This is a genomic window from Spiroplasma endosymbiont of Megaselia nigra (genome assembly GCF_003987485.1).
Classification (GTDB): domain Bacteria; phylum Bacillota_I; class Bacilli_A; order Mycoplasmatales; family Mycoplasmataceae; genus Spiroplasma.
The window spans coordinates 1-860 of sequence record NZ_RCOO01000303.1 but is presented as its reverse complement, the minus strand read 5'-3'; the positions used below and the strand labels follow the sequence as shown (position 1 = coordinate 860).

General features: G+C 20.2%; 2 protein-coding genes. One reads left to right on the top strand and one right to left on the bottom strand.

Features of this window, described 5'->3' with window-relative positions:
• The first annotated feature begins 1 nt into the window (after position 1).
• Complete coding sequence (locus tag D9R21_RS08740; RefSeq protein ID WP_126820873.1) at positions 2-136, top strand: IS3 family transposase; 135 nt, start codon at positions 2-4, stop codon at positions 134-136.
• Positions 137-187: 51 nt separating this feature from the next.
• Here D9R21_RS08740 and D9R21_RS07810 read toward each other — a convergent pair.
• Positions 188-860, bottom strand: a 673-nt coding sequence (locus D9R21_RS07810; RefSeq protein ID WP_158614010.1) for a hypothetical protein, incomplete at its 5' end; no start/stop codon positions are given.

Below are 860 nucleotides of genomic sequence, written 5' to 3'. Positions count from 1 at the left end.
TATAACAAAATACAAAAATTTTAATGAGCTAAAAAATATGATAGATAATTATATTGTTGAGTATAATAATTATAGAAGGGTTTTAAAATTAAAAATGCCTCCAATTCAATTTGAATTAAAAAGCATTTTAAATTAAAAAAATAATTCTCAGTTATTTGAAACTGTGCAAATTTATTAAAATGACTTTTTATATTTCTAATATAATTAATGATAGTTTTTCATTGTTTTTATTAAATAATTCTAAATTATTAATATTAATTTGTTCTTTTTCTGTAAAAATTGTAATATTATAATTTCCATAACCCCATATCCCTGATATTTCAATTTGATTTAAAATAAATAATTTTTCATCAAAAGTTATTTTGATACTATCTTCAACTAAATTTTTAGTCATACTTATTCAAACTGCTTTTGAATAAAGTAATTTATATCATTGAGAAAAATAATCTAAATAATCTTCTATTTTGTCATTAGAAACAATTAAATTAGTTAAGTATTTACCATATTCGCCATCAGATAATTTAATTTCAGCAGGAATTAAAGACGGAATGTTATTTGTTTCTAATTCACTTGTTAATGATAGTCAATTAAAATAATTTGCTTCTAATTTATAAATGGAGTTTTCTGAAATATCGTTATTTTTTATAGTTGCTTTAATTTCATTATTTTTGTTGTTATTATTTTGATGTTTTAAATTTCATTCTATAATTTTTCCTATTGTTGGGTCAATATTTGGTATATTTGGCTCACCCTTTATTTCACAACGGTAAACTGATTTAAAATAAGTTCCTTTGTCAATTCTTCAAGGTCAGTTTGTCATTTTAGATTGTTCATAATCAAATAAATCAACTTCATAATTT